The organism is Amycolatopsis nivea, assembly GCF_004522235.1.
Classification (GTDB): Bacteria; Actinomycetota; Actinomycetes; order Mycobacteriales; family Pseudonocardiaceae; genus Amycolatopsis; species Amycolatopsis nivea.
The window spans coordinates 301901-322461 of the sequence record NZ_SDLT01000004.1 but is presented as its reverse complement, the minus strand read 5'-3'; the positions used below and the strand labels follow the sequence as shown (position 1 = coordinate 322461).

The 20561-nt window shown below is 69.3% G+C and carries 19 protein-coding genes; 10 read left to right on the top strand and 9 right to left on the bottom strand.

The window, feature by feature from the left end; all coding sequences use genetic code 11:
* Positions 1–200 precede the first annotated feature (200 nt).
* The 7 genes from murJ (at position 201) to EIZ44_RS07330 (ending at position 8005) form a co-directional block, all read left to right on the top strand.
* Entirely contained in the window at positions 201–1979 is a 1779-nt protein-coding gene (murJ, locus tag EIZ44_RS07360; RefSeq protein WP_235146700.1) for a murein biosynthesis integral membrane protein MurJ, read from the top strand.
* Positions 1980–2058: 79 nt separating this feature from the next.
* On the top strand, positions 2059–3657 hold the full coding sequence (locus EIZ44_RS07355) for a protein kinase family protein (protein ID WP_037809120.1): 1599 nt from the start codon (positions 2059–2061) through the stop codon (positions 3655–3657).
* A 31-nt stretch (positions 3658–3688) separates the two neighbouring features.
* Complete coding sequence (gene sigM / locus EIZ44_RS07350) at positions 3689–4354, top strand: RNA polymerase sigma factor SigM (protein WP_043831404.1); 666 nt, start codon at positions 3689–3691, stop codon at positions 4352–4354.
* On the top strand, positions 4351–5148 hold the full coding sequence (locus EIZ44_RS07345; protein ID WP_134728051.1) for an RsmA family anti-sigma factor: 798 nt from the start codon (positions 4351–4353) through the stop codon (positions 5146–5148). The genes sigM and EIZ44_RS07345 overlap by 4 nt, the downstream gene beginning before the upstream one ends.
* Before the next feature lie 95 nt (positions 5149–5243).
* The gene (trxB, locus tag EIZ44_RS07340) at positions 5244–6236 is read left to right on the top strand and encodes a thioredoxin-disulfide reductase (RefSeq protein ID WP_037809124.1); all 993 of its coding nucleotides are present in this window, start codon (positions 5244–5246) and stop codon (positions 6234–6236) included.
* A gap of 28 nt (positions 6237–6264) precedes the next feature.
* Positions 6265–6588 (top strand): thioredoxin, encoded by a 324-nt coding sequence (gene trxA, locus EIZ44_RS07335; protein WP_009085330.1) that lies wholly within the window; start codon positions 6265–6267, stop codon positions 6586–6588.
* Between the two features lie 268 nt (positions 6589–6856).
* A complete protein-coding gene (locus EIZ44_RS07330; protein WP_037809125.1) occupies positions 6857–8005 on the top strand; it encodes an N-acetylmuramoyl-L-alanine amidase in 1149 nt (382 codons plus the stop codon).
* 797 nt (positions 8006–8802) lie between these two features.
* On the opposite strand, the gene EIZ44_RS07325 is transcribed toward EIZ44_RS07330, so the two are convergent.
* Positions 8803–9447, bottom strand: coding sequence for a GNAT family N-acetyltransferase (locus EIZ44_RS07325; RefSeq protein WP_106961273.1), 645 nt, complete (start codon positions 9445–9447; stop codon positions 8803–8805).
* A 182-nt stretch (positions 9448–9629) separates the two neighbouring features.
* Here EIZ44_RS07325 and EIZ44_RS07320 point away from each other — a divergent pair, with 182 nt between their 5' ends.
* Entirely contained in the window at positions 9630–10949 is a 1320-nt protein-coding gene (locus tag EIZ44_RS07320) for an aminotransferase-like domain-containing protein (RefSeq protein WP_043831398.1), read from the top strand.
* Between the two features lie 30 nt (positions 10950–10979).
* Entirely contained in the window at positions 10980–11930 is a 951-nt protein-coding gene (locus tag EIZ44_RS07315) for a D-alanine--D-alanine ligase family protein (protein WP_009085339.1), read from the top strand.
* Between the two features lie 131 nt (positions 11931–12061).
* Here EIZ44_RS07315 and EIZ44_RS07310 read toward each other — a convergent pair whose 3' ends face one another.
* The 8 genes from EIZ44_RS07310 to rpmH form a co-directional block, all read right to left on the bottom strand.
* The gene (locus EIZ44_RS07310) at positions 12062–13072 is read right to left on the bottom strand and encodes a ParB/RepB/Spo0J family partition protein (RefSeq protein WP_037809127.1); all 1011 of its coding nucleotides are present in this window, start codon (positions 13070–13072) and stop codon (positions 12062–12064) included.
* The gene (locus tag EIZ44_RS07305) at positions 13069–13992 is read right to left on the bottom strand and encodes a ParA family protein (protein WP_037809129.1); all 924 of its coding nucleotides are present in this window, start codon (positions 13990–13992) and stop codon (positions 13069–13071) included. The genes EIZ44_RS07310 and EIZ44_RS07305 overlap by 4 nt, the downstream gene beginning before the upstream one ends.
* Before the next feature lie 86 nt (positions 13993–14078).
* Positions 14079–14759 (bottom strand): 16S rRNA (guanine(527)-N(7))-methyltransferase RsmG, encoded by a 681-nt coding sequence (rsmG, locus tag EIZ44_RS07300; protein WP_134728050.1) that lies wholly within the window; start codon positions 14757–14759, stop codon positions 14079–14081.
* Positions 14760–15298: 539 nt separating this feature from the next.
* The gene (locus tag EIZ44_RS07295; RefSeq protein WP_037809133.1) at positions 15299–15838 is read right to left on the bottom strand and encodes a Jag family protein; all 540 of its coding nucleotides are present in this window, start codon (positions 15836–15838) and stop codon (positions 15299–15301) included.
* 28 nt (positions 15839–15866) lie between these two features.
* Positions 15867–17024, bottom strand: a complete 1158-nt coding sequence (gene yidC / locus EIZ44_RS07290; protein ID WP_134728049.1) for a membrane protein insertase YidC — start codon at positions 17022–17024, stop codon at positions 15867–15869.
* Positions 17025–17028: 4 nt separating this feature from the next.
* Positions 17029–17355 carry a membrane protein insertion efficiency factor YidD gene (gene yidD, locus EIZ44_RS07285; RefSeq protein WP_037809137.1) on the bottom strand — a complete coding sequence of 109 codons (327 nt, stop codon included), beginning with the start codon at positions 17353–17355 and terminating at the stop codon, positions 17029–17031.
* Between the two features lie 6 nt (positions 17356–17361).
* Complete coding sequence (rnpA, locus tag EIZ44_RS07280; protein WP_037809139.1) at positions 17362–17793, bottom strand: ribonuclease P protein component; 432 nt, start codon at positions 17791–17793, stop codon at positions 17362–17364.
* A gap of 22 nt (positions 17794–17815) precedes the next feature.
* Complete coding sequence (gene rpmH, locus EIZ44_RS07275; RefSeq protein WP_037363527.1) at positions 17816–17959, bottom strand: 50S ribosomal protein L34; 144 nt, start codon at positions 17957–17959, stop codon at positions 17816–17818.
* 600 nt (positions 17960–18559) lie between these two features.
* Between rpmH and dnaA the strand changes: the two genes are divergently transcribed.
* On the top strand, positions 18560–20242 hold the full coding sequence (gene dnaA / locus EIZ44_RS07270; RefSeq protein WP_037809141.1) for a chromosomal replication initiator protein DnaA: 1683 nt from the start codon (positions 18560–18562) through the stop codon (positions 20240–20242).
* Positions 20243–20561: the final 319 nt, after the last annotated feature.

Below are 20561 nucleotides of genomic sequence, written 5' to 3'. Positions count from 1 at the left end.
GGCAGTCCGGGCCGCCGTCCGGCCCGCAGCAGCTCCCGCCGTCGGGTCCGCAGCCGATCCCGCCGAACCAGCCGCCGAACCGCGGCCAGCTCCCGCAGCCGACCCCGCCGCCCGCGAACGTGCCGGGCCCGCAGCCGCCGGTGCACCGCGGCCGCGGCCCGCGTCCCGGCACACCGATCCGGCCGTGGCAGGAAGAGGCGATGCGGGACCCGGACGCCACCCGGTTCATCCCGCGCACCGCGGGCGTTCCGCTGGCGGCCCCCTCGCGCTGGCCGACCGCCGACCCGGACGTGCTGCGCCCGTACGACGCGCTGGCCACCCAGGTCATGCCGCGGATCAAGGATGCGCCGCTCGCGCGTCCGGCCGAGGCTCCCGAACAGCCGAAGGACGAGGGTCCTTCGGTCGCGAAGGAATCCGGCCGGATGGCGATCGCGTCGCTGATCAGCCGGATCACCGGGTTCCTGTGGAAGGTGCTGCTCGTCGCGGCGATCGGCAACGGGATCGCGACCGACTCGTTCAACGTCGCGAACACGATGCCGAACATCATCTTCGAGCTGCTGCTCGGCGGCGTGCTCACCAGCGTGGTGGTGCCGCTGCTGGTGCGTTCGCAGGACGACCCGGACCACGGCCAGGCCTACGCGCAACGGCTGCTGACCACCGGCGTCACCGTGCTGTTCATCGGCACCGTGATCGCGGTGATCGCGGCGCCGGCGTTCACGTCGCTGTACATCGATTCGTCCGGCAACGCGAGCGCGGGCCTGACCACCGCGTTCGCCTATCTGCTGCTGCCGGAGATCTTCTTCTACGGCGTGTTCGCGCTGGTCTCGGCGATGCTGAACGCCAAGCACGTGTTCGGTCCGACCGCGTGGGCCCCGGTGATCAACAACCTGGTGGTCATCTTCACCATCCTCGTGGTGTGGCTGATGCCCGGTTCGATCGACACCGGCAACCCGTCGCTCACCGATCCGAAGGTGCTCACGCTCGGCCTCGGCGTCACCGGCGGCATCGCCGCGCAGGCGCTCATGCTGATCCCGCCGCTGCTGCGGTCCGGCTTCCGCCCGCGCTGGCGCTGGGGCCTGGACAGCCGGATGAAGGAGTTCGGCGGGCTGGCCCTGTGGGTCGTCGGCTACGTCGCGGTCAGCCAGGTCGGCCTCACGATCACCACTCGCGTGCTCACCAAGGGCACCTCGGGCGGCGTCACCGCCTACAACTACGCGTGGCTGCTGTTCCAGCTGCCCTACGGCGTGCTCGGCGTCTCGCTGCTGACCGCGATCATGCCGCGAATGAGCCGCGCCGCCGCCGACGGCGACACGAAGAAGCTGGTCAGCGACCTGTCGTATGCCTCGCGGATCTCGACGGTGACCCTCGTCCCGATCTCCGCGGTGATGACGATCGTCGGCTCGTCGATGGGTGTCGCGCTGTTCGCGCTGGGCAAGGGCTCGCTGGAAGGCGCCGAGCGGATGGGCCAGGCGCTGGCGATCACCGCGTTCGCGCTGCTGCCGTACGCGCTGGTGATGCTCCAGATGCGGGTGTTCTACGCGATGAAGGACGCCCGCACGCCGACGTTGATCATGATCGTGATGACCGTGGTCAAGGTGCCGCTGCTGTTCCTGTGCCCGGTGCTGTTGAACCCGGAGAACGTCGTGCTCGGCGTGATGATGGTGAACGCGCTGACCTACGTGATCGGCGCGATGCTCGGCCAGGTGTGGCTGTGGGTGACGCTCGGCAACCTGCGCAGCAAGCGGGTGATCGGGGTGATCCTGTTCACGGTCGTGGCGAGCGTCCTCGGGGTCGGCGCGGCGTGGGTCGTCGGGCTGATCGTGCCCTCGTCCCTCGGCCCGGTTCTGCACGCCTGGATCAAGCTCGTCCTGCAGGGACTCGTCGGGATCGTGGTCTCGTTCGGGGTGCTCATGGCGCTGAAGGTCGAGGAGCTGAAGCCCGTAACATCGAGATTCACCCGATTGATCAAGCGCGGGTAACGATTGATTCACGACTCACGACGCTTCTACGGCTGATGATCCGGGTACCCTCGGTGCCGGGAGCGAAGCGGGAGAGAGCGTGGACACGAGACGAAGCGAGCAGGCGGGGGACGCCGCGGGCATTCGCGCCCGGGGCGGATCGCTCGCGCCCGGACGCGTCGTAGGGGACGGCCGGTATCGCCTGCTTGCCCAGTTCGGGGTAGATGAGCGGGCCGCCGCGCACCTCTGGCGCGCGCGGGACGGGCAGCTCAAACGGGACGTCGCACTGACGCTGCTGGTCGGCGATCCGGCCGATCCGGAGGCGGCGAGGCAGGCGAGGCGCACCCTGGAACGGGCCGCGCACGCGTCGAAGTTCGGGCACGGCGGCGTCGCGCGAGTGCTGGATGTGCTCAGCCTCGGCAGCGGCGTCACCTCCAGCGAGGGACTGCTCGGCGTCGTGGTGGCGGAGTGGACCAAGGGCAGCGACCTGGTGGACCTGGTCGCGCAGCGCCCGGTGGCCCCCGCCGCGGCCGCGCGGATGGTGCAGGCGCTCGCAGAGGCGGTCGACCACGCCCACCAGAACGGTCTCGTCCTCGGCCTCGACCACCCGCAGCGGCTGCGGCTCACGCCGGGCGGCGCGCTCAAGCTCGCCTTCCCCGGCCCGCTGCCCGAAGCCACTCTCCGCGACGACGTCAAGGCGCTCGGCGCGGTGCTGTATCTGCTGCTCACCGGACGCTGGGCGCTGCCGGGCGGGCCGCCCGCGATCCCCGCGGCGCCGCTCACGCCGCAGGGGCACGTCGTGCCGCCGCGGTCGCTGGTGCCTGCGGTGCCGCCGGAGCTGTCCTCGCTGGCCGTGCGCACGATCGAGGACGGCGGCAGCGGCGGGATCCGCACCAGCTCGGCCATTCTGCGCGTGCTCGGCCAGGTCGCCGAGCAGGAGGAACGCACCCAGCTGATCAACGCGGTCGGCAAGGACGACCCGGCGGCGGAGACCGACGGCACGATCTGGACCACGAAGAAGCCGGTGAAGGACGTCGCGCGGCGGCGGAAGCTGGCCTTCGGCGTCACCGTGCTGGTGGTCGCGACCGTGGTCATCCTCGCGTGGGGCGGGCTGATGCTGATCAACCTGTTCCAGGGCGACGGCAAGCCGACCGGTCCCACGATCAACGTCGCGGCCCCGCCGAGCAGTGCTCCGGCGAAACCGGGCAACCCGGCGCCACCGCCGGGCAACCAGCCGCCCGCGGCGCCGAAGATCGGCGACCCGGTGGCCCCGAAGTCGGCGACGCTCTACAACCCGCAGGGCTCCGGCGACAACGCGGGCCGGGCGAAGAACACGATCGACGGCGACCCGGGCACGGTCTGGAAGACCGACCAGTACCAGCAGCAGCTGCCCGCGCTGAAGCCCGGCGTCGGCATCGCGGTCTCGTTCGACAACCCGGTGAACCTCGCGCAGGTGAAGATCAGCGCGGACAGCCCGGGCACGAAGGTCGAGATCCGGTCGGCGGACAGCAAGAATCCGCAGCTCGACGACACGAAGGTGGTCGGGAGCGGCGACCTGAACGGCCCGGACACCACGATCACCCTGCAGCAGCCGACACAAAGCCAGTACTTCATCGTCTGGATCACCCAGCTGGGCGACAACGGCGGCGACGGCTTCCTGAGCCAGATCGGAGAGCTGAGCTTCCTGCCTGCGGCGTGAGCTGCGAGCACGACTCAGTAGGCTCTGCCGGGTGACGGCTGCAGCTCCCACGGATGCGGATCTGATCGCGGCGCACGCCGCGGGCGATCCGCATGCGTTCAGTGAACTGGTCCGGCGGCATCGAGACCGCATGTGGGCGGTAGCGCTGCGCACGCTGCGCGATCCGGAAGAGGCGGCGGACGCGCTGCAGGAGGCGTTCATCTCGGCCTTCCGCGCGGCGGGCAAGTTCCGCGCGGAGTCGCAGGTCACGACCTGGCTGCACCGGATCGTGGTGAACGCGTGCCTCGACCGGATCCGGCGGAAGCAGGCCCGGCCGACCGTGCCGCTGCCCGAGACCGGCGAGTACAACGAACCGGCCGCGCCCGGCGACTCGATGGCCGAGAAGGAGACCAGCCTGCTGGTCCGCAAAGCGCTCGACGAGCTGCCCGAAGACCAGCGCGCGCCGATCCTGCTCGTCGACGTCGAGGGCTATTCGGTGGCCGAGACGGCGAAAATGCTCGGCATCGCCGAGGGCACGGTCAAGAGCCGGTGCGCGCGCGGCCGGGGAAAACTCGCGAAGGTTCTCGGGCATCTGCGGAACCCGGACGGGGGTGGCGACGTCCCAACTAACGAAAGCAAACGCAAGCACGCCACTTCGGAGGGGTCCCGGAGTGCCGGGCGAGCCCAGCGCTCGCCGGGGAACGGGGAGGGACGATGACGGACGAGAGCCGGGGGGCAGGCGGAACCATCGGGCCGCCCTGGTCTGTCGACCTGCTCGCCGACCTCCACGCCGGGGTCCTCGACGACCAGGAGGCAGCGCAGCTGTGGCCGCGGGTGAACGCGGATCCGGAGGCGCGCGCGATCATCGAGGCCCTGGAGGCGACCACCGCCGACCTGTCCGCGCTCGCCGCGGAACCGGCGCCGCCGATGCCCGCCGAGTTCGCGGCGAGGCTCGACGCCGCGCTCGCCGCGGAGTCGGCGGCCCGGCAGGAGGCGACGTTTCCGGCGGCCGCACCGGAGCCCGCTGAACAGGCGGTCGCGCCGGTGGTGGACCTGTCGGCGGCGCGGAAACGGCGGAACCGGCAGCTCGGCTGGGGCGCCGGGATCCTGACCGCCGCCGCGGCCGCCGCGGTAGCGATCACGCTGACCGTTCCCGGTGCGACCAAGACCAATACGTCCGGCGTCGCCGCGCCCGCGCCGTCTTCGGCAAGCGGCCCGTCCGTCGGCAGCGACGGCAGCGGTGCGGAAGCGCTGCTGGGCGGCGGTCTCGGCGTGCGGAACTACGGTCCGCTGCAGGACTCGAAACGCTTCGACGCGTGCGTCGCGGCGGCCGGCATGGACCCGGCGGTGCGGCCGGAAGGCGTGCGGCCGGTGACCGTCGAGGGCAAGCCGGGCGTGGTGGCGATTTACACCACCGGCAAGCTCGCGCAGTTCCGGCTGGTCGCGTTCGGCGCGGACTGCGGGCCGGGGAACGCGGACAAGCTGTTCGACAAGGTGGTCGGCAAGAAGTAGCGGGCAGGACGTAGCGGGCGTCACCGCCGGGAACACCTCCACCTACGATCGTGTTGAGCCTGGAGCACAGGTCATGACGAGCGGAGGGTTGACGGGTGGCTGCCGAGGAAATCAGGAACCTGATCGTCGTCGGGTCGGGTCCTGCCGGTTACACCGCAGCGGTCTACGCGGCGCGCGCACAGCTCGAACCGCTGGTGTTCGAGGGCACGCAGTTCGGCGGCGCGCTGATGACGACCACCGAGGTCGAGAACTTCCCGGGCTTCCGCGACGGGATCCAGGGTCCGGACCTGATGGAGGAGATGCGCAAGCAGGCCGAACGGTTCGGCGCGGAGCTGCGCGCGGAGGACGTCGAGTCGCTTGAGCTGACCGGCGACGTGAAGTACGTCGTCGCGAACGGCAAGCGCTACGCCGCCCGCGCCGTCGTGCTGGCCATGGGCGCCGCCGCGCGGTACCTGAAGGTGCCGGGCGAGCAGGAGCTGCTCGGCCGCGGCGTGTCCGCCTGTGCGACCTGTGACGGTTTCTTCTTCCGCGACCACGACATCGCGGTGGCCGGCGGCGGCGACTCGGCGATGGAGGAGGCGACCTTCCTGACGAAGTTCGCCAAGTCCGTCACGATCGTGCACCGCCGCGACGAGTTCCGGGCGTCGAAGATCATGCTCGAACGCGCTCGCGCGAACGACAAGATCAAGTGGCAGCTGAACTCGCAGATCACCGGCGTCGAAGGCGACGGGACCGTGTCCGGCCTGAAGGTGCGCGACACGCAGTCCGGCGAGGAGAAGACGCTCGACGTGACCGGGTTCTTCGTCGCGATCGGCCACGATCCGCGCAGCGAGCTGGTGCGCGGTCAGGTGGACGTGGACGAGGACGGCTACGTGCTCACGCAGGGCCGCACGTCGTACACGAACCTGCCCGGGGTGTTCGCCGCCGGCGACCTCGTGGACCGCACCTACCGGCAGGCGATCACCGCGGCCGGTTCCGGCTGCAGCGCGGCGATCGACGCGGAACGATGGCTCGCGGAGCACGGCGAGGCCGAGGCGAACGAAGCACCGGAACTGGTCGGCGGCGGCTACGGCGCCGGCGAGCACTGACTTTCCCACCGAGTTGAAGGAGCAAGCGATGTCCGAACCCGTGAAGGTGACCGACAAGTCGTTCGTGGACGACGTCCTGACCAGCGAGAAGCCCGTTCTCGTCGACTTCTGGGCGACCTGGTGCGGGCCGTGCAAGATGGTCGCCCCGGTGCTCGAGGAGATCGCGAAGGAAAACGGCGACAAGATCACCGTCGCGAAGCTCGACATCGACGAGAACCCGAACACGGCGCGTGACTACCAGGTGATGTCGATTCCGACGCTGATCCTGTTCCAGGGCGGCAAGCCGGTGAAGCAGATCGTGGGCGCGAAGCCGAAGGCCGCGCTGCTGTCCGATCTCGCCGACGTGCTCTGAGCGGTCCACCTGCTGAGAACCCGGGCCAGCGGCGATCGACTCGCCGGTCCGGGTTCTCGCACGTTCGGGAACCACCCGCACGGGGGTGGGCACGCAGGTGCACTCGGCGTGTCCGCCGCGCGGCGACGCACCCGCCGGTGGCGCACCGACCGGGCCTGCGTCCTTACCGAGAGTTCACAGGGCACAATAGGTGCCTGGGTACACCCCCTACCCGGGTTTCTGTTTCGCATCGAGCCGGTTTCGGTGCCTGAGGAAGAGCGAGGAGTGCATGCGGGTACTCCGCCGCGGTGACGCCGGTCCCGACGTCGCCGAGATCAGGTCGATCCTTGCCGGGATGGATCTGCTCCCGCCGGTGGCGGGGACCGAGCGGTACAACACGTTCGACGTCGCGGTGGAGCAGGCCGTGCGCGCGTTCCAGCAGCGCCGCGGGCTCATCACCGACGGGGTGGTGGGCCCGGCGACGTACCAGGCGCTCAAGGGCGCGAGCTATCACCTCGGGAGCCGCCCGCTCCAGTACCTTTTGTCGTCGCCGGTGCACGGCGACGACGTTTTCACTCTTCAGGAGCGGCTCACCGAACTGGGCTTCGACGCGGGCCGCCCGGACGGCTATTTCGGCCCCCAGACCGAACGCGCCCTGCGCACGTTCCAGCGCGACATGCGGCTGACGTCGGACGGCATCTGCGGCCCGGCCACCATCCGCGAACTGCACCGCCTGTCCTCGCCGCGCGCTCGCGGCGGCCGCCCGGTTTTCCTGCGCGAGCAGGAGCAGGTGCGCCAGGCGGGCCCGCGGCTGCGCGGCAAGCGCATCGTGATCGACCCGGGCCACGGCGGCGAAGACCTCGGTGTCGTCGCGGGAGGCCTGCGCGAGGCAGACATCGCCTGGGACCTGGCGCGGCGGCTCGAAGGCCGGATGCAGGCCACCGGCATGGAGGCCCTGATCAGCCGGGGCCCGAACCACAGCCCGACGGATTTCGAACGCGCCCGTTTCGCCAACGACGCTGGCGCGGACCTGTTCCTGTCGCTGCACAGCGACGGCAACCCGTCGCCGCGCGCGCAGGGCGTCGCGAGCTTCCACTTCGGCACCGGCAACGGCACGACGTCCACCGTCGGCGAACTCTTGGCCGGCTTCATCCAGCGCGAGGTCGCGGCCCGTACCGGCCTGCTGGACTGCCGCACGCACTACAAGACGTGGGAGATCTTCACCCGCACGCGCTGCCCGGCCGTCCGCGTGGAAATCGGCTACCTGACGAACCCGGACGACGCCGCCCGCCTTGGCGACCCCGCCTTCCGCGACGTCGTGGCCGAGGGCATCCTCATCGCGGTCAAGCGCCTCTACCTCCTCGGCGAAGGCGACCAGCCCACCGGCACCTTCACCTTCGCCGACGTCCTGGCCCACGAACTGGCCAAGGCCGAATAGCCCTCTCTCGCTATTCGCCCCCTCCGGTTCTCCCTGCCTTACCCCTAGCCCCACCCTGATTCGCCCTGCCCGGGCCTTTCCCCGCCAAGACCGCCCAGGGCCCCACTCAGCGCGCCCCGCCGCCGCACCGCCCTCTCAGCCCGTGTTTACCCGTGCTGACCCGCCCGCACCCCGAGCAACCACTACCCACAGTCACCACCAGCCGCCGCCCCCTCGGCGACCCCTCCCGAGCACCGCCACCCCCGAACCAACCGCACCCGCGCCCTAAAACAACCGGAGCCCCCACACCGCTTAACCGGCGCCACAAGAACTTGCGCCGAACTGCCACAACACCCACCACACCTGGGGGCAGCCCCCACCCTTCCCGGGGGGCGTCCCCAGATCCATTCTATCCATCCACAGCTTTTCCACGGCCTCTATCTGCAATCTGTGGATAACTCGGGGACTCTTCCACAGTTGTGCACAGGTACCGGGAGTGGGTGTTTTCCGCGCGGATCCGAGGTGGTATGGGGCTCGTCGGACTCGGTCCTGGGGCATCCGAGGTCCACCCCCGGCGGCGGCGAACAGGCCGGGGCTGACCTCGGGCGATGCTGTTCGAGCGGCCGCACAACCCAGTCGGGAATGAGGGTCGCGGTGAGCAGTAAAGCGGGCGAGCGGCGGTAGTTGTCGCGACGGTCGGCACGGAGAGTGACCGGGTAGCCGGGGAGTGGCGGAGTACTGCGGGCTAGCCGGGACGGGCGTTCATGGTGGGTGCCAGCGAGGTCATTCTGGCTGACCTGCCTGGGGCACGAAGCCGGTCAGGCGCGGCCGAGGCTCGGTTCCGCGGTCGTGATCGTCACTTGGCCCAGCAGACGTTCGAGTGCCGCTTCGACGTCTTCCTTCCAGGTGATCGCCGAGCGCAGTTCCAGGCGCAGGCGCGGGTACTTCGGGTGCGGGCGCACCGTTTTGAAGCCCACGCTCTGCAGGAACGCGGCGGGGAGCACGCACGAGTGCTGGCCCAGCGGGTCCTCGTCGTCAGGGGTGGCGTCGCCGAAGGATTCGATCGCGCGGACGCCGCGTTTGGTCAGGTCCTTCGCCACGGCCTGCACCAGCATCCGGCCGAGGCCGCCGCCGCGGAATTCCGGCAGGACCTGGAAGGCGGTGAGCAGGACGGCGTCGGCGCTCGGCGGCGACGTCGGGAAGGCGAGCGAGCGGGGCACCGCGTTCGGCGGGGCGTACAGCACGAACCCGACCGGCAACGTGTCGCTGTAGACGATGCGGCCGCAGGAACCCCATTCCAGCAGCACGCTGGACACCCAGGCTTCCTTCTCGACCTCGGTGGAGCCGTACTCCTCGGCCTGCGCCTTCAGGTGCGGCGCGAGCTCCCAGTACACGCACTGCCGGCAGTTCTTGGGAAGGTGCTCGAGATTGTCCAGGGTGACGCCCACCACGCGACGTGACACCTGAAACCTCCCTGGACCCCGCAACTCCGGCCATCGCGCCCGCAAGAGCGCAGGCGGCACCGGAAGAACCACCCCGAGGATAGGCCGATGTGACAAGCGCCGGAAGAGCGGGGAGCCGGAAGAGGCCGCGGTTACACTCGATGGATCTACCAGCAGGTACCCACCGAGCCCTCAGGTGTCCGATGACCGAGAACCGCCCCGCCAAGCCGCAGACCGGCCGCCACAATCTCGACCCGCACCTCGACCGGTACGCAGCACGTACCGCCGGGATGACCGCATCCGAGATCCGCGCGCTTTTCGCAGTGGCAAGCCGGCCGGAGGTCGTCTCGCTCGCCGGCGGCATGCCGAACCTCGCCGCGCTGCCGCTCGACACCCTCTCGGCTCAGGTCGGCGAGATCATCGCCGAGGAGGGGCTCGTCGCCCTGCAGTACGGGTCCGCGCACGGGATTCCCGCGCTGCGTGACCAGATCTGCGAAATCATGGCTCTCGAGGGGATCAAGGCGCACCCCGACGACGTCGTGGTCACCGTCGGTTCCCAGATGGGCCTCGACATGGTGACCCGGCTTTTCTGCGACCCGGGTGACGTCGTGATCGCCGAGGGCCCGTCGTACGTCGGTGCGCTCGGTTCGTTTTCCGCTTACCAGGCGAACGTCGTGCACGTCGCGATGGACGAGCACGGTCTCGTGCCCGAAGGGTTGCGGGAAGCCTTGCGCCAGGCTGAAAAAGCCGGGCAGCGGGTCAAATTCCTTTACACGATCCCGAATTTCCACAACCCGGCCGGCGTGACGCTGTCGGTCGACCGGCGGCCGGAAATCGTCGAGATCTGCCGCGAGCACGGCGTGCTGATCATCGAGGACAACCCGTACGGCCTGCTCGGTTTCGACGGCCAGACCTACCCGGCGCTGCGCTCGCTCGACCCGGACAACGTCGTGTACCTCGGCTCGTTCTCGAAGACGTTCGCCTCCGGGCTGCGCGTCGGCTGGGTGCTCGCGCCGCACGCGGTGCGCGAAAAGCTCGTGCTGGCAGCGGAATCCGCGACGCTGTGCCCGCCGACCTTCAACCAGATGATCGTCTCGCGCTACCTCGCGACGCACGATTGGAAGGGCCAGATCAAGAAGTTCCGGGAGAACTACCGCGAACGCCGCGACGCGATGTTGTCGGCGCTGCAACAGTATTTGCCGCCCGGCTGCTCTTGGACCAACCCCGACGGTGGCTTCTACGTGTGGGTCACCGTGCCGGAAGGCGTTGACACCAAAGCGATGTTGCCGCGTGCGGTCACCGCTCGGGTCGCGTACGCGTCCGGCACCGGTTTCTACGCCGACGGTTTCGGCTCCCGCCAGATGCGGTTGTCGTACTGCTATCCGACGCCGGAACGCATCCGCGAGGGCGTGCGCCGGCTCGCCGCCGTGCTCGAGTCCGAAATGGACCTCAACCGCACCTTCGGTAGCGTGAAGGCGCGCACCATCCCGGGGCCCGAGACCCCGTCTCCGGACACGGTCTGACCGGCCCAGCAACACTAAGGAGTTCCCACGGTGGTCGACCGTACCGTTGCCGTGCTCGCCGGCGGGCTTTCCCACGAACGCGACGTTTCGCTCCGCTCCGGGCGCAGGCTTTCCGCCGCGCTGCGGGCCGAGGGCCTCACGGTGGAGGAGTGGGACACCGACGCCGGGCTGCTGGAACGGCTGCGCACGCAGCGTCCGGACGCGGTTGTCGTCGCCCTGCACGGCGGTGAGGGCGAGAACGGCTCGGTGCAGACCGTGCTGGAGATGCTCGACGTGCCGTTCGTCGGCACCCATTCGCAGGGCTGCCGCCGCGCCTGGGACAAGCCGACCGCGAAGGCGTTCGTGCAGCAGGCCGGGTTCTCGACGCCGGACTGGATTGTGTTGCCGCACAGCACTTTCCGCGAACTGGGCGCGCAGTCGGTGCTCGACGCGATGGTCGAGCGGCTCGGTCTGCCGCTGATCCTCAAGCCGGATCAGGGCGGGTCGGCGCTCGGCACGCAGGTGGTTCGGGAGGCAGCGGAGCTGCCCGCGGCGATGGTCGGCTGCTTCGCCTATGGCGACACCGTGCTCGCGGAACGGTTCGTAGACGGCGTTGAAGTGGCCGTCACGGTCATCGAAGGGGAGAACGGGGCCGAGGCCCTGCCCGCGGTCGAGATCGTGCCGGAGAGCGGCGTCTATGACTACACCGCGCGCTACACCGCGGGGCTCACCGACTTCTTCACCCCGGCCCGGATTTCCGACGAGGCCGCGAAGGCGGTCAGCGAACTCGCCGTCGGCGCGCACCGGTGGCTCGGGCTGCGCGACATCTCGCGCACCGACGCGGTGATCACGCCGGACGGGGGAGTCCACTTCCTCGAAGTGAACCTCTCGCCGGGTCTCACCGAAACGTCGACGGTGCCGATGGCGGTCGAAGCCGCCGGCACCACGCTCGGTTCAGTTTTCGCGGACCTCGTCGCGCGCGCCGTCGCTCGCGCGAACTGAAAACTGGCGGACGGGGGCGGGCGGCGGACTGCCGCCCCTCCCCGCGCCGGTCGATTCCGGCGGCCACTCCGCGTGACCGTGGCCGCCTCGATCCGCAATCATCACCGTGACGAAACGCCCCTGGGTGATCCCTAATCGGTTTCGTCGCTCTGATTCGCCGATTTTTCCCCGGAATTCGCGTCGATGATCCCGACGATCCGCTCAAGATCGTCAACCGACCCGAACTCGAGAACGATGCGCCCCTTGCGCCGGCCGAGGTCGACCTTCACCCGAGTATCGAACCGATCGGACAGCCGGTTCGCGAGTTCCTGCAATCCGGGTGCCTGGATCTGCTTTCGGGGAGCGGCCTTCGGCTTCGCCGGCTTCTCGCTCTTCTTCAGCGTGACGGCTTCCTCGGTGGCCCGCACCGACATGCCCTCCGCGACGATCCGCGCCGCCAGTTCCTCCTGGCTTTCCGGATCCTCCAACGACAGCAGCGCCCGCGCGTGCCCGGCGGACAGGACGCCCGCGGCCACCCGCCGCTGCACGGGGAGGGGGAGCTTGAGCAACCGGATGGTGTTCGTGATGACCGGACGGCTGCGCCCGATGCGACCGGCCAGCTCCTCGTGTGTCACCGCGAACTCGTCGAGGAGCTGCTGATAGGCCGCCGCCTCTTCGAGCGGGTTCAGCTGCACGCGGTGGATGTTCTCCAGCAGCGCGTCCCGCAGCATCGACTCGTCGGCGGTCTGCCGCACGATCGCCGGGATCGCCTCGAGCTCCGCCTGCTGCGAGGCGCGCAGCCGGCGCTCGCCCATGACGAGTTCGTACTCGTCGTCGCCGAGTTCGCGGACGACGATCGGCTGCATGAGCCCGAACTCGCGGATCGAATGCTCGAGTTCGGCGAGTGCTTCCTCGTCGAAAACCTGGCGCGGCTGCTTCGGGTTCGGCTTGACCGAGCTGACCGGGATCTCGCGGTACACCGCGCCGGCGACCTCGCCGCTCGGCTGGCCCGCGGCACCGTTCGCCGCGAACCAGCCCTTGTCCTCGCGTACCGCTTTCTCCGCGGGCGTGCTGGCCTCGGTCGCGGCCGGAGGAGGCGTCGCCGGTCCGGTCGGGATCAGGGCCGCCAGTCCGCGGCCGAGCCCTCCTCTGCGCTCAGTCATGCGGTGCTGCTCCTCTCGTTCACGCCCCGCTCGGCGATCTCCTTCGCCGCGTCGAGATAGCTCATGGCGCCACGTGAACCGGGGTCGTAGGAGAGGACGGTCTGGCCGTAGCCAGGCGCCTCGGACACCTTCACGCTGCGCGGGATGACGGTCTTCAGCACCGTTTCGCCGAAGTGGTTCCGGACCTCGTTGGTCACCTGGTCGGCCAGTTTGGTGCGACCGTCGTACATGGTGAGCAGAATCGTCGACACGCTGAGTTCGCGGTTGAGGTGCTGCTGCACGAGTTCGATGTTGCTGAGGAGCTGCCCGAGACCCTCGAGTGCGTAGTACTCACACTGGATCGGGATGAGCACTTCCTGCGCCGCCACCATCGCGTTGACGGTGAGGAGACCGAGCGACGGCGGGCAGTCGATGAAGACGTAGTCGACGCCGATCTCGTCGAGCGCGCCGGACGACAGCGCCTCCTTGAGACGCGTCTCGCGGTTCGCCATGGAGACGAGTTCGATCTCGGCACCGGCGAGGTCGATCGTCGCGGGCACGCAGTAGAGGTTGGGGGACTGCTCGCTCTGCTGCGCGGCCTCGGCGATCGAGACCTCGCCGATGAGCACCTCGTAGATCGACGGCGTCCCGGAGCGGTGGTCGATGTCGAGCGCGGTGCTGGCGTTGCCCTGCGGGTCGAGGTCGATCACCAACGTTTTCAGCCCGTGCACGGCGAGCGCCGCCGCCAGGTTGACGGTGCTCGTCGTCTTGCCGACCCCGCCCTTCTGGTTGGCGACGGTGAGCACGCGGCGACGAGAGGGTCGGGGGAGTACCCCTTCCTTGGGGTGGAGCACGCTCGCGGCGCGAACGGCTTCTTCAGCGATCGGCGTCCAGCCCATCTCCTGGCTGGCCTCCGCGGAGTCGGACGGCGGGGGATTCACCGGTCTCGACACCTCCTCCTGGTAGACGATTCGGGGGCGTTCACACCGCGATGTTTCACGTGGAACGGCGCGGCTGTTGTCGTTCGCTAGCTCCGCCTGCCGCGTGGCCGGTTCGGCTTCGGCGGCAGGCGACGGATCAGGACCACCGTGCTGGGGACTTCGAGTACTGCCTTCCCGCATTCCGCGACCTGTGGTTCGGCCCCACCGGCCTTGCGCACCGCGTCGCGGTCGCGGGAGATCTCTTCGGCGGCGCTGGCGCCTTTGAGGGCAACCAGTCGACCTTCGGGACGAACCAGGGGAAGGCACCAGCCCGCGAGCCGAGCAAGAGGGGCGACCGCGCGGGCGGTGACGACGTCTGCGCCACTCAGCTGCTCGCGTACGGACCGCTCCTCGGCGCGTCCACGGACGATGGTGATCGGGAGTTCCAGCTTCTCGGCGACCTCGGCCAACCAGTCAACCCGGCGAGCCATGGGTTCCAAGAGCACGATATCGAGGTCCGGTCGAGCGATCGCCAGCGGTACTCCCGGAAGCCCCGCGCCCGACCCGACGTCGACCACGCGTGCCTCGGACGGGATCTGCTCACCGATCACCGCGGAGTTCAGCACGTGCCGCTCCCACAGCCGATCGACCTCACGCGGTCCGATCAACCCTCGCTCGACCCCATGAGTCGCCAGCAGCTCCACGTACCCGGCGGCTTGCTCGATGCGCTCCCCGAACACCTCCACCGCCGCGGTCCGGACCGTCCCGGTGGCGCCGTCCAAGCTCACTACTCGCACTCCTCGCTCCGCGCGTTTCACGTGAAACGCGCTCGATTGATTGTCCCTGATGCCGACGCCAAATCGAGCCGACAGACCGCAACTGTGGACAAGTCCACTCGAGTCGCCGAGCGATCCACAGGTCGTTTCACGTGAAACGCGATCGGCCAGGGGAGGAGGCGGCGAGTTTCACGTGAAACGCCACGCTTGTAATTCGCTGCGGCGTCGAGTCGGAGCGATGACGATCCTCGGGCGACTGAACGCTCGGGCGTCACTCGTCGCGTGCGGGGGAGCCGGGCGGCGGCTGATGAACGTGACGGCAGTCGTCCTTGCCTAACCGCTGCCTAGAACATGACAGGGAACAGGAGTGCCGCCAACGGACGACGCGCGACGCGGCATCGCCTAGAGGCCAGGGGCTGCTCGGCGGGTCCGACAGGCACGGTGCCGGTCGTACTCGCGGTGCCGAGGGACCGCGTCAGAAGGCAGGCATAAAAGAAGCGGCCCACCGGAGTGAATCCGGTGGGCCGCTTCCGCTCAGTGCTTCCGAGGGCTCAGTCCTCGGGGAAGATCACCACGCGCCGCTTCGGGTCCTCGCCCTCGCTCTCGCTCGTGACGCCCTTGACCGTCGCGACCGCGTCGTGGACGACCTTGCGCTCGAACGGGCTCATCGGCTGCAGGCGCACCCGCTCGCCGCTCGACAGCACCGACTCCGCGGTGGACCGGCCGAGTTCGCGGAGCTCCTCGCGGCGGTCCGCGCGCCAGCCGGCGATGTCCAGCATCAGCCGGCTGCGCGAGCCGGTCTCCTGCTGGACCGCGAGACGGGTCAGCTCCTGCAGCGCTTCGAGCACCGTGCCGCGGGGGCCGACCAGCTTTTCGAGGTCGTCGCCGCCGTCGATGCTGACGATCGCGCGGCCCGCTTCGACGTCCAGGTCGATGTCGCCGTCGTAGTCGAGCAGGTCCAGCAGACGCTCGAGATAGTCGCCGGCGATGTCGCCCTCTTGCACGAGAGCGTCGTCACCGCCCGCCTTCGGCTCGGCCGCCGCACTCGTCTCTTCCTGATCGGCGTCGATCGTGTCGACCGTCTCCGACATCTTCAGTCTCCTCTCCGAACCCGAAGCGTCAGCGACGCTTCCGGCCCGACTTCCTGTTCGAGTCCTTGAGGAGCCCGGGCACTCCGGTGCCGTTCTCCTTCGATCCGTTCTGGGTCGACGTCTGCTCCGGCGCGCTCTCCGCCGCCTCGGCCGTCTCGGCTGCCTTCTTCTGCGAGGAAGCGACACCGCCGGACTTGCCGCTGGAGGACGAGGTCTGCGCGAAGCCGTGCGCCGAACCCGCCTTGGTCACCTTGCCCTGCTGACCCTGCTGCTGGTTCTTCTTCTGCTGCACCGGCTTCTGCCCGACCTTCGGCGCGGTCGGCTTCTGGCCCGGCTTCGGGCCGAGCGACGCGCGCTTCTCGGCCGCCTCGGCCTTGCGGGCTTCCTCTTCCTTGTCGATCTTCGTGTAGACGAGGCGCTGCTGCATGAGCGTCCAGCCGTTGTTCGCCAGCCAGTAGAAGAGCAGGCCGAGCGGGAAGAACGCACCGAAGACGAGCACACCGAGCGGGAAGACGTACATGGTGAGCTTGTTCATGATCGCGGTCTGCGCGGTGCCCGCGGCCGACGCGTTCTGCCGGGAGACCGAGTGGCGCGCGGTGAGGTGCGTGGCGATCGAGGCGATGATCATCAGCGGCAGCGCGACCGGGAGGACCTCCCAGTGCCACCCGCCGTTCGCGACGTGCCCGGCGACGGCGCCGACACCGTTGTTGACCGCCTCGCCCAGGTTGACGCCGAAGAGCTTCGCGCTGACGTAGGAGTTCACGTCATGGGCGTTGAAGAAGTAGTTCTCGGTCTTCGGGCTGCCGTCGGCGGGCTTCATGGTGAACGCGCGCAGCACGTGGTTCAGGCCGATGAAGACCGGGATCTGAAGGATCATCGGAAGGCAGCTGCCGAGCGGGTTGACGCCGTGCTCGCGCTGGAGCTTCTGCATCTCCTGCGCCTGGCGCTGCCGGTCGTTCGCGTACTTCTTCTGGATCTTCTTCATTTCCGGCGCGAAGTCTTGCATCTTCTTCATCGACCGGACCTGGTTCACGAACGGCTTGAACATGATGCCGCGGACGGTGAACGTCAGGAAGATGATGCCGAGGATCCACGAGATCGCGGTCGCTTCCCCGAAGACGAACCCGAAGACCTTGTGCCAACACCACAAGATGAAGGACACGGGGTAGTAGATGAAATCGAGCACTGAGCTACTCCTCGATCGGTGTTTCAGGCGTGCGGTGCCGCCACGAGAACTTCTCGGGCACCGGGTCGCGGCCGGGCGGGGTCCACGGGCCGCAGCGAAGCAGCCGGCGCAGCGCGAGGTAGGAGCCCTTGGCCGCGCCGTGGCGGGTCAGTGCTTCGACTGCGTACGCGCTGCAGCTCGGGTAGAACCGGCAGGCCGGAGGAAGAAAGGGCGAAATCGCCTTGCGGTAGAACCGCACGGGGAGGAGCAGCACCCACGCGACCGGTCCAGGCCGGGGCGGCGACTCGTCCTCGGGTACTTCGGTGGTGCTGTGTTCGGAGGTGGCGTCCATAGCCGTTTACACCGCTGATCCGTGGTCGGGTGCCGTGCCCTGCTGGCGCGGCTGCCGGGGAGCATCGGCCCCGGCCGGGCGGCCGGACGGCGCGAGGCCGAGCCGGCGCAGTGCGGCGTCGAGATCCGCGGCGAGCTCAGCGCTCGACGCGGACGCGGCCGGAGGCAATGCCCGTACCACCAACGAGCTGCCCGCGGGCAGTGTTCCGAGACGCGCGGAAACCAGGTGCCGCAACCGCCGGGTCACCCGGTGGCGCACCACCGAGTTCCCGACGGCCTTGCTCACCACAAAACCCGCCCTGGCCGCGAACGAAGCGGCCACGGACGGGTCCGTGGTCAACGCGTGGACGACGAGGCGGCGCCTGCCGGCTCGGGACCCCCGGCGGAGGACGACCCGGAAGTCCTCGCTCCGCCGCAGACGTGCGCCAGCGGGCAGCACGACGCGGTCCGGCTGAGCCGGATCAGGCGGACAGCTCGGCGCGGCCCTTGCGACGGCGCGCCGCGAGGATCGCGCGGCCCGCACGGGTCCGCATGCGCAGGCGGAAACCGTGGGTCTTCGCGCGACGACGGTTGTTCGGCTGGAAGGTGCGCTTGCCCTTGCTCACTGCTTCTCCTGTGTCTCGGCCGTCGGGCGACGGCGGATTCCCCGGCGCCCGGCGTGTCGTGCGGGTCGCACGGAAGTTCGTGCTGTCTCCTACCACCGGGTGGCCTCGTCACGACGAGCGACGACATACGTAGGCACGCGAAACGCACCCGTCGCATACGGGAGACCTTACGAGGGTACGCACCCCGGTCGTGAACGCTGCAGGCGCCCCTCCGGCGCCCTCGGCGACCGACCGGCGAGACTGCCTTCCGGCACGGCGCGGCACCGAATGGCAACACGCCGTACACCGTGAAATGCTTGCGCAGCACCACGTCTTGTGGCATCGAGCAGGGCTTGTTAGCGTGCCTCTCTCGGCCTCCGGGCAGGACTGATTCGGCCTCGCCGACGCCGGGGGGTGTGGAGGCGCCCGGGGAGTACGCCGAGCCCGCAGGTCGCGTGGCTGCGGACGGCCGTACATTAGTGCACAGCTGTGGACAACTTTGTGGATATCGCTGTGCCGTCGCGCGGGTGAGTCCGGACCGCGTGCTCGAGGCGAGCTTCCAGGACGTGCTCGGGGCGGGTCGCAGGCGTGCGCGCCGACGAGGGGAGGGGAGTCAGACCGGTGTCGGAGCACCAGCACAATCTGGGCGTCATCTGGGAGCAGGTGGTGCGGGAGCTGTCCGACGGCACCCTCTCCCCGCAGCAACGAGCCTGGATGCGGGTGACCCGCCCGATCGGTCTCCTCGACGGCACCGCGCTGCTCGCCGCGCCGAGCGATTTCGCGAAGGAAGCCATCGAACGCGCGCTGCGCACCTCCATCACCGAAGCGCTGTCCCGGCGGCTCGGCCGTCCGGTGTCGCTCGCGGTGAAGGTCGACAGCACCGAACCGGTCGCGCCCGCCCCCCGCTATGCGGCGTCACCCGCCCGGGTGGAAAACGATGTCCCGCGGCCGGAGCCGGTGCCGCAGGCGAGCCCGCACCTGGAGAACGGCCAGGCCGACCACGTGCGCCCGGAGCGCCCGAAGCCGAAACCGCCGCCGCGCCGGCCTCAGGTCGAAGCGGCCGGTCTTCCGCCGGCGCGGGTCGACCCGCCGCCGCCACCGCCTCCTCAGCAGCCGCTGCACCCCGTCCTCGACGACCTCGAGGACCCGGACGAAGAAGTCGACGAAGAGGGCGAAGCGCTGGCGACCGCGAACGAGATCTGGCCCCGGTTCGCCGGGCAGCCGATCGCGGGCCAGCCCTACACCGCTCCCGCGCAGCCGCAGACGTCGAAGACGAAGCTGAACGAGAAGTACAACTTCGACACCTTCGTCATCGGCGCGTCCAACCGCTTCGCGCACGCCGCCGCGGTCGCCGTCGCCGAGGCGCCCGCCCGCGCGTACAACCCGCTGTTCATCTGGGGCGAGTCCGGGCTCGGCAAGACGCACCTGCTGCACGCCGTCGGGCACTACGCGCAGCGGCTGTTCCCCGGCATGCGCGTGCGCTACGTCTCGACCGAAGAGTTCACGAACGACTTCATCAACTCGCTGCGCGACGACCGCAAGGTCGCTTTTCAGCGCCGCTACCGCGACGTCGACATCCTGCTGGTGGACGACATCCAGTTCCTGGAGGGCAAGGAAGGCACCCAGGAGGAGTTCTTCCACACCTTCAACACGCTGCACAACCAGAACAAGCAGATCGTCGTCAGCTCCGACCGGCCGCCCAAGCGGCTGGAGACCCTGGAGGACCGGCTGCGGACGCGGTTCGAATGGGGCCTGATCACCGACATCCAGCCGCCTGAGCTGGAGACCCGGATCGCGATCCTGCGCAAGAAGGCGGCTCAGGACCGGCTCGCGGTGCCCGGCGAGGTGCTGGAGTTCATCGCGTCGCGGGTCGAGGCGAACATCCGCGAACTGGAGGGCGCGCTGATCCGCGTCACCGCGTTCGCGTCGCTGAACCAGCAGCCGGTGGAAGTCGGGCTCGCCGAGATCGTGCTGCGCGACCTGATCCCGGATTCGCACACGCCGGAGATCACCGCGCCGACCATCATGGGCGTCACCGCCGAGTTCTTCGACGTGACGCTCGACGAGCTGTGCGGGCCCGGCAAGACGAAGGCGCTCGCCACGGCGCGGCAGATCGCGATGTACCTCTGCCGCGAGCTGACCGAGATGTCGCTGCCGAAGATCGGCCAGACGTTCGGCGGCCGCGACCACACGACCGTCATGCACGCGGACAAGAAGATCCGCAAGGAGATGGCCGAGCGCCGGCGGATTTACGACCAGGTGCAGGAGCTCACCTCGCGCATCAAGCAGCGCGCTCGGCAGTAGCCGACTGCCGCGTTTGGACACTCGCTTGTAGACAGTCTGGTTTCGACGATAAGGGCACCACGGACCACCCGTGGTGCCCTTTTTGCTGCCATGACTGGCTTCTCGCGCGTACGCAGCCGAAGCGTGCGTACGGATAAGCAGCGGAGCGAAGCACGCGTACGCATCCACAGACGTCCACAGCCTGTGTACAGAGAATTTCCCAAACTCATTGATACACAAGGGGTTTTCCCCAGGGTGTGTGCAGTTTGCCCACAGTGCCAACGAATCCCAGACCTGCGGCGACCCGGATTTGATCCACATCCCGTTCACACCGGATCCA

Bases quoted from the DNA above. Each gene is read 5' to 3' on its own strand.
- murJ (WP_235146700.1), top strand. From the start codon at position 201: ATGCGGGACCCGGACGCCACCCGGTTCATCCCGCGCACCGCGGGCGTT.
- EIZ44_RS07345 (WP_134728051.1), top strand. From the start codon at position 4,351: ATGACGGACGAGAGCCGGGGGGCAGGCGGAACCATCGGGCCGCCCTGG.
- trxA (WP_009085330.1), top strand. From the start codon at position 6,265: ATGTCCGAACCCGTGAAGGTGACCGACAAGTCGTTCGTGGACGACGTC.
- EIZ44_RS07310 (WP_037809127.1), bottom strand. From the start codon at position 13,072: ATGACTGAGCGCAGAGGAGGGCTCGGCCGCGGACTGGCGGCCCTGATC.
- EIZ44_RS07330 (WP_037809125.1), top strand. From the start codon at position 6,857: ATGCGGGTACTCCGCCGCGGTGACGCCGGTCCCGACGTCGCCGAGATC.
- yidD (WP_037809137.1), bottom strand. From the start codon at position 17,355: ATGGACGCCACCTCCGAACACAGCACCACCGAAGTACCCGAGGACGAG.
- EIZ44_RS07320 (WP_043831398.1), top strand. From the start codon at position 9,630: ATGACCGAGAACCGCCCCGCCAAGCCGCAGACCGGCCGCCACAATCTC.
- EIZ44_RS07295 (WP_037809133.1), bottom strand. From the start codon at position 15,838: ATGTCGGAGACGGTCGACACGATCGACGCCGATCAGGAAGAGACGAGT.